Origin of the sequence: uncultured Paenibacillus sp., from assembly GCF_963515335.1 — a bacterium.
In the GTDB taxonomy this organism is placed as follows: Bacteria; Bacillota; Bacilli; order Paenibacillales; family Paenibacillaceae; genus Paenibacillus_I.
The window spans coordinates 48,283-54,282 of sequence record NZ_CAUPYC010000021.1; the positions used below are offsets into that span (position 1 = coordinate 48,283).

The following is a 6,000-nucleotide window of genomic DNA, read 5'->3' on the forward strand; positions in this document are numbered from 1 at the left end:
CAGACGATGATGGAGCACCAGGACCCCTATGTTTACGCCACTTTTACCGCGGCGGTTTCTTATCTCGTTAGTGCCCGTACCAGGAGAGAGGCCATACAGTTGGCCGCATTTCGTCTGAACGAAAGCACGCTCCGGCTGAATCAGGCCCAGCTCGTCAACGATAAGGGAGAGAAGCTGACTTTTACCGTCGACAAGGTGCTCTCCCTGGACTGGACGGATGCCGACTTTTCCGATTTCAGCGATCGGTTTCGTGTAACCGGCAACGTACGCTTGATGTTTCGGATCGATACCCGGAACGCAAGCAAGGGCAGGGCCCTTTTTGGATCCTATAAGCTCCGCAAGGCGCTTTTTGACGATCGCACGGCTTGGACACTTCCTACGACCCGCGACCCGGCTTTCGTTCTCGTGACGAGCCAATCGCTTGAATGGAACAACATCCCGATCGTCTACGGCTACCGGCTGAAAGGCGTGGAAGCGAAGATCTCCTAACACCACAGAGCAAAAAGCCGCCTTGATGGCGGCTTTTTGCCGTCTTGGCACCGGATGCGCGGGATAGGCTTATTTCGCTTGCCGGATAGGTATGCGGCTTCGGCTCTTCGGGAACCCTGTAACAGATGCGGGTTAACTCAAATCAATCGGAGACAAGGGGATGCATCATGCGGGATCGGCATCGTCATGATTGGGAAGAAGACGCGCGGGACCGGTATGAATCGGACATCGACTCGGACGCTCGGGAGGACGACGGCCAGGAACGGCTGCTCGACGAGTCGTTCGACAATTGGTATGAATCGATCGGCAGGGCGGTGGCGCGGCAGGAGCGGCTTGTTTCGGTGCCGAAGCAGAACGTGTTCGACGCCGCCGTCGAAGTGGAAGAGAACGTGAGCAAGAAGTTCCGGGATTGAACGAGGATTGACCACAACAGGGAGGCCGAACCATGAGCAACGATCTCGATGCGATACGCGCCGATCAGCAAAATTTTTTGGACAAGACGGAAGACGAGGTCAAGGCGGTGCCGGCTTCGACGAATGGCGACGAGGCGGTTGAAGCGATAACGGCCCATATCAACAAATACGATGTTCCCGAAGAAAAGGAAGAAGCAGGCCGCTGACGGCCTGCTTTTTTAGTGCGTCTCGCGTTCAAGCATAAACCTGGCACGGCTGAGTTAAGAGATGAAGGAATATAGACTTTTACTCCAATCAATGAACGGATCGGTAACATAGAATACTTCATGTCCACAATAGAATGTCATGAAGGAAAGGCTGGTGGAGACACGTGCTGGATAGTACGCCTCTACAGGATCTGCATATTCGCGTCATCGGAACGGGCTATGTCGGATTAGTGGTTGGCGCGTGTTTTGCGGAATTGGGCTATCGGGTCGTATGCGTCGATAAGGATGAAAGGAAAGTCGAAAGCCTGCGTCAAGGGAAAGTGCTGTTTTATGAATCCAAACTTGAAAGCCTCGTGACGGAAAATTTACGAAGCGGCCGTCTCTCCTTCACTGCGAAACTCTCCCCCGCAGCATCGGGAATTACCGTTTTCTTTATTGCCGTCGGCACCCCTTCAAATCCGGACGGGAGCGCCGATTTAAACTACGTGGTGGAGGCATCCGGTAACATCGGCGATATGATAAACGGTTATTCCATCGTGATAACCAAATCCACCGTGCCGATCGGAACGACGTATCGGGTCAAAAAGATCGTGCAGGAACGGCTGAAGCAAAGAGGACTTGGGCATATCCCCTTTGACGTAGGCAACAATCCCGAATTTTTAAGAGAAGGATCCGCGGTGAAGGATTTCATGCAGCCGAACCGTATCGTGATCGGCACCGATTCGCACACCTGCTCGAAGTGGATAAAGGCGTTGTACCGGCCTTTAACGGACAAAGGGTATCCGCTGGTGGAGATGGATGTGATCTCATCCGAAATGACGAAATACGCATCGAATACCATGTTGGCCTCACGTATCAGTTTTATGAATGAAATGTCCCGTATTTGCGATGCAGTTGGGGCGGATATCGAATCGGTGCGCAAGGGGATGGTTTACGACAACAGGATCGGATCACAATTTTTGTATCCCGGCGTCGGATATGGCGGTTCCTGCTTTCCGAAGGATGTTAAAGCGTTAATCCACACCGCTTCCGAGCTTCAACTTGATTCGCCGCTCCTGCACGCCATCGAGAAGGTGAATCAGGAGCAAAAGAAAACGCTGGTCCGCATGGTGAACCGACTATTCGGCAATTCGCTCAAGGGCGTGCGGCTGGCGGTTTGGGGGCTGGCCTTTAAACCGGATACCGACGATATTCGCGAATCGCCCGCTCTGGACACGATCCGTCAGCTGCGGAATCAGGGTGCAATCTTACAGGTTCACGACCCGATGGCCATGGACAATGCAAAGCGGGAGCTGGGTGAGGAAGGCATACGGTATAAGCCTGAACCCTATGAAGCTCTGCATGACGCGGACGCCCTGCTGCTGCTTACAGAATGGCCAAACTACCGGGCGGCGGACCTGTCCCGCATCAATAGCATATTAAGGCAGCCCATCGTGCTGGACGGACGGAATGTATATGATCCCATTATGATGAAAGAGGCAGGCATTCAGTATTTTTGCATCGGCAGAAACGCGTCATCACCTCAATTTAAACTCGAGAATGTGCCGAAACCCGGCCTCAAAGAACATGGGTAGGCGCCAATTTCGTCCATACATGATGTTCGTCCGTGTCCGGCGCGTATCACAAGCCATACAATTTTAAGAGACATGTGCTGGAAAACAGGAATGGAAGGTGGCCATAAATTGAAGGTGCGTAAAGCAATCATACCCGCAGCCGGGCTAGGTACCCGATTTCTGCCAGCCACAAAAGCGATGCCCAAAGAAATGCTGCCCATCATCGATAAGCCGACTATCCAGTTCATTGTGGAAGAAGCGGTCCAGTCGGGAATAGAAGAAATCATCATCGTTACGGGCAAAGGCAAACGGGCCATTGAAGATCATTTTGACATAGCCTACGAGTTGGAGCAGCACCTTCTGCAAAAAGGGAAGGACGAACTGTACCGCAAAGTTCGGGAGCCCGCGCGGATGATCGACATCCATTATATCCGCCAGAAAGAACCGAAAGGACTTGGGCACGCCGTTTGGTGCGCAAGAAAGTTTATCAATAACGAACCGTTTGCCGTCCTGCTGGGCGATACGTTTCGTTCAAGCGGAAACCCCCTGTCTGAAACAAATGATGGATCAGTATGACCGGTACAAAACGTCGGTTCTCGGCGTGCACCGGGTATGGCCCGAATCGATTTCCAGCTATGGCATCGTGGATGGCAACCAGCTGCACGACGGTTTCTACAGCATTAACCGTCTGGTGGAGAAACCGAACCATGAGGACGCCCCCTCCAATCTTGCGATGATCGGACGATATATTCTGACTCCCAGTATTTTTGACTTTTTGGAGCACCAGGAAGAGGGGGTTGGGAAGGAAATTCAGTTGACCGACGCTATTTCCAAACTGAATGAGTTCGAAGCGGTTTATGCCATCGAGATCGCCGGAATTTGGCACGACGTCGGGGATCATTGGGGATATGTGAAGTCCATGCTGACCCTGGCTTCGCAGAGGGAAGATTTGAAGCATCTCGTGATTGAATATTTGCGCAGTGTTATGACGGACGACTGACATTCCGGCGGGAGGGGTAAGCCGAATGTACGATTTTCTCATCGTCGGTGCCGGCTTCTCCGGCTGTGTTCTGGCCGAGCGGATCGCAAGCCGGTTAAACAAAAGGGTCCTCTTGATCGATTCGCGGAACCACATAGGCGGAAATGCTTTTGATTATTACAATGAACACGGCATTCTGGTACATGCGTACGGACCTCATATTTTTCATACCAACAGTAAAAAAGTGTTTGACTACCTCTCCCGGTTCACGGAATGGCGTCACTATGAGCACCGCGTGCTGGCAAATGTCGACGGGTGCAACGTGCCCATACCGATTAATCTCGATACTTTAAATAAGCTGTACGGCATGCGCATGTCATCCCGTGAGGCGGAAGCTTTCCTCGAATCGGTGCGTGTCCCCGTCGAAACCGTCAGCAACTCCGAAGAAGCCGTTATCAGCAAAGTCGGCCGTGAGCTGTACGAAACATTTTTCAAACATTACACCAAAAAGCAGTGGGACCTATGGCCTTCCGAGTTGGATCCGGGCGTCTGCGGCCGCATTCCCGTAAGAACAAACCGCGATGGCCGTTACTTTATGGACCGGTATCAGGCGATGCCGAAAAACGGCTACACGGAAATGTTCAAAAAGATGGTCCTTCACCCGAACATTCACCTTATGCTTCAGGCGGACTTTCAGTCCGTCAAGCAATTGGTCCCACACCAGTTTCTCATTTATACGGGGCGGATCGATGCGTATTTCGGCTATAAATTCGGAAAGCTGCCTTACCGGTCACTCCGATTTGTTTTCGATACGATCGACCGGGAATATGTTCAGGAAACGGGAACCGTCAATTATCCCAACACCTTCGATTTTACCCGCATTACCGAATTCAAGCATTTGACGGGTCAAGTCCACAGGAAAACGACAATCGTCTATGAGTATCCTTCTTCCGACGGTTCTCCCTACTATCCGATACCCAGCAAGGACAGTGCGCAATTGTACGCCAAGTACAAGGCCGAAGCCGAGAAGCTTTCCGGCGTATGGTTTACCGGGCGGCTGGGCAGTTACCGTTATTACAACATGGATCAGGTTGTGGGGCAGGCGCTGACCTTGTTCGAGACGACGATACCGCATGCAACCGTAAAGGAGGGAATCGGCGCCTATGACTGACGACGGCTTGAGGAACCGGTACTTGGTTGTGGCGCGGGTGGGAGACCGCTCTCTTCATCATCAATGGATTCATCCGGCGGAGGACCGTAATTTCGACTTATTTTTGAGCTACTATGGAAATTCACCCGGGCGTTACGCCGAGGAATGCGAATTCTATACGGCATGCAAAGGAACGAAGTGGCAGAAAATCCACGAGCTGATTGCAAACATTGAAGAACGTGTGTTTCGATATGACGCGGTCTGGTTTCCTGCGGATGATATCAGCACGGATGCGTACAACATCAATCTTATGTTCCATATTTTTGACCAGCTGAAATTGTGGCTGGCGCAGCCTGCCTTGACGAAGGACTCTTTCAAATCATGGAATATCACGATTCAGAGCCCGGACCATATCGTTCGGTACACACATTTTGTAGAAATCATGGCACCCCTGTTTTCTCCCGCGGCCCTGCAGATCTGTTGTCCGAGCTTCGATGCCAATTATTCGGGCTGGGGAATCGATTTTGTATGGCCCAAACTATTAAATTATCCCGACAATAAGATCGCGATGATCGATGCGACACCGGTTCGGCATACCCGCCCCGTCGGCAAAGGCAACCTGGTCCAAAATCAAAGCGCCGAAAGTGCCGACCCGTCCAGAAAAGAACAGTTCAAGAGCGTTCTCGAGCAGCATCAAATCTCTTTCCAGTCCCAATACCCGAACGGCATTAAAGCCATTTCCGGCATCAAGTTCTGTCTATCATAATCCTCGGAGAAGGAGGGAGAGCAATGAGTTTGCCGGCGCATACCGGTCGCAGAAAATATTTAATCATAGCCCGGGTAGGGGATAACTCTCTCCACGCCTCATGGCTGGAGCCGAAAGAGTTCCGCAACTTCGATTTGTGCCTGTGCTATTATGGAGACCATCCCGGCCGTTATGGCGGCGGTTGCGATTACGATTTGAAAGACGAAGGCTCGAAATGGAGCGCAATCAAGCAAATCGTCAAGCGGTTGGGCGACGATCTGTTTCAATATGAAGCGATATGGTGTCCGGACGAAAGCCTTCAAACAGACGCGTTTAACATTAACCGCATGTTCCATATTTTCACCGATCAAGCGTTGTGGCTGGCGCAGCCCGCCCTCTCGGCCGATTCCGACTGTTCCCGGCGTGAGACCGTTCAGCATCCCGAATACATTCTCCGGTATACCC

The 6,000-nt window shown here is 51.9% G+C and carries 7 protein-coding genes and 1 pseudogene; all 8 read left to right on the forward strand.

The annotated features are described in order from the left end of the window. Positions 1-6: 6 nt before the first annotated feature. Complete coding sequence (locus RWM61_RS09245; protein ID WP_313999817.1) at positions 7-489, forward strand: hypothetical protein; 483 nt, start codon at positions 7-9, stop codon at positions 487-489. Positions 490-656: 167 nt separating this feature from the next. After that, entirely contained in the window at positions 657-902 is a 246-nt protein-coding gene (locus tag RWM61_RS09250) for a hypothetical protein (protein WP_313999819.1), read from the forward strand. Between the two features lie 32 nt (positions 903-934). Continuing rightward, positions 935-1,108 (forward strand): hypothetical protein, encoded by a 174-nt coding sequence (locus RWM61_RS09255; protein ID WP_313999821.1) that lies wholly within the window; start codon positions 935-937, stop codon positions 1,106-1,108. Between the two features lie 164 nt (positions 1,109-1,272). Continuing rightward, positions 1,273-2,682, forward strand: coding sequence for a UDP-glucose/GDP-mannose dehydrogenase family protein (locus RWM61_RS09260; RefSeq protein ID WP_313999823.1), 1,410 nt, complete (start codon positions 1,273-1,275; stop codon positions 2,680-2,682). A 108-nt stretch (positions 2,683-2,790) separates the two neighbouring features. Then, positions 2,791-3,661: pseudogene (gene galU, locus RWM61_RS09265) on the forward strand (UTP--glucose-1-phosphate uridylyltransferase GalU). A gap of 25 nt (positions 3,662-3,686) precedes the next feature. Further along, positions 3,687-4,811: a UDP-galactopyranose mutase gene (gene glf / locus RWM61_RS09270; RefSeq protein ID WP_313999825.1), complete on the forward strand. Its 1,125-nt coding sequence runs from the start codon at positions 3,687-3,689 to the stop codon at positions 4,809-4,811. Further along, the gene (locus RWM61_RS09275) at positions 4,804-5,556 is read left to right on the forward strand and encodes a DUF707 domain-containing protein (protein WP_313999827.1); all 753 of its coding nucleotides are present in this window, start codon (positions 4,804-4,806) and stop codon (positions 5,554-5,556) included. Before glf ends, RWM61_RS09275 begins: the two co-directional genes overlap by 8 nt. Before the next feature lie 23 nt (positions 5,557-5,579). Further along, a partial coding sequence (locus RWM61_RS09280; RefSeq protein ID WP_313999829.1) for a hypothetical protein occupies positions 5,580-6,000 on the forward strand: 421 nt, incomplete at its 3' end.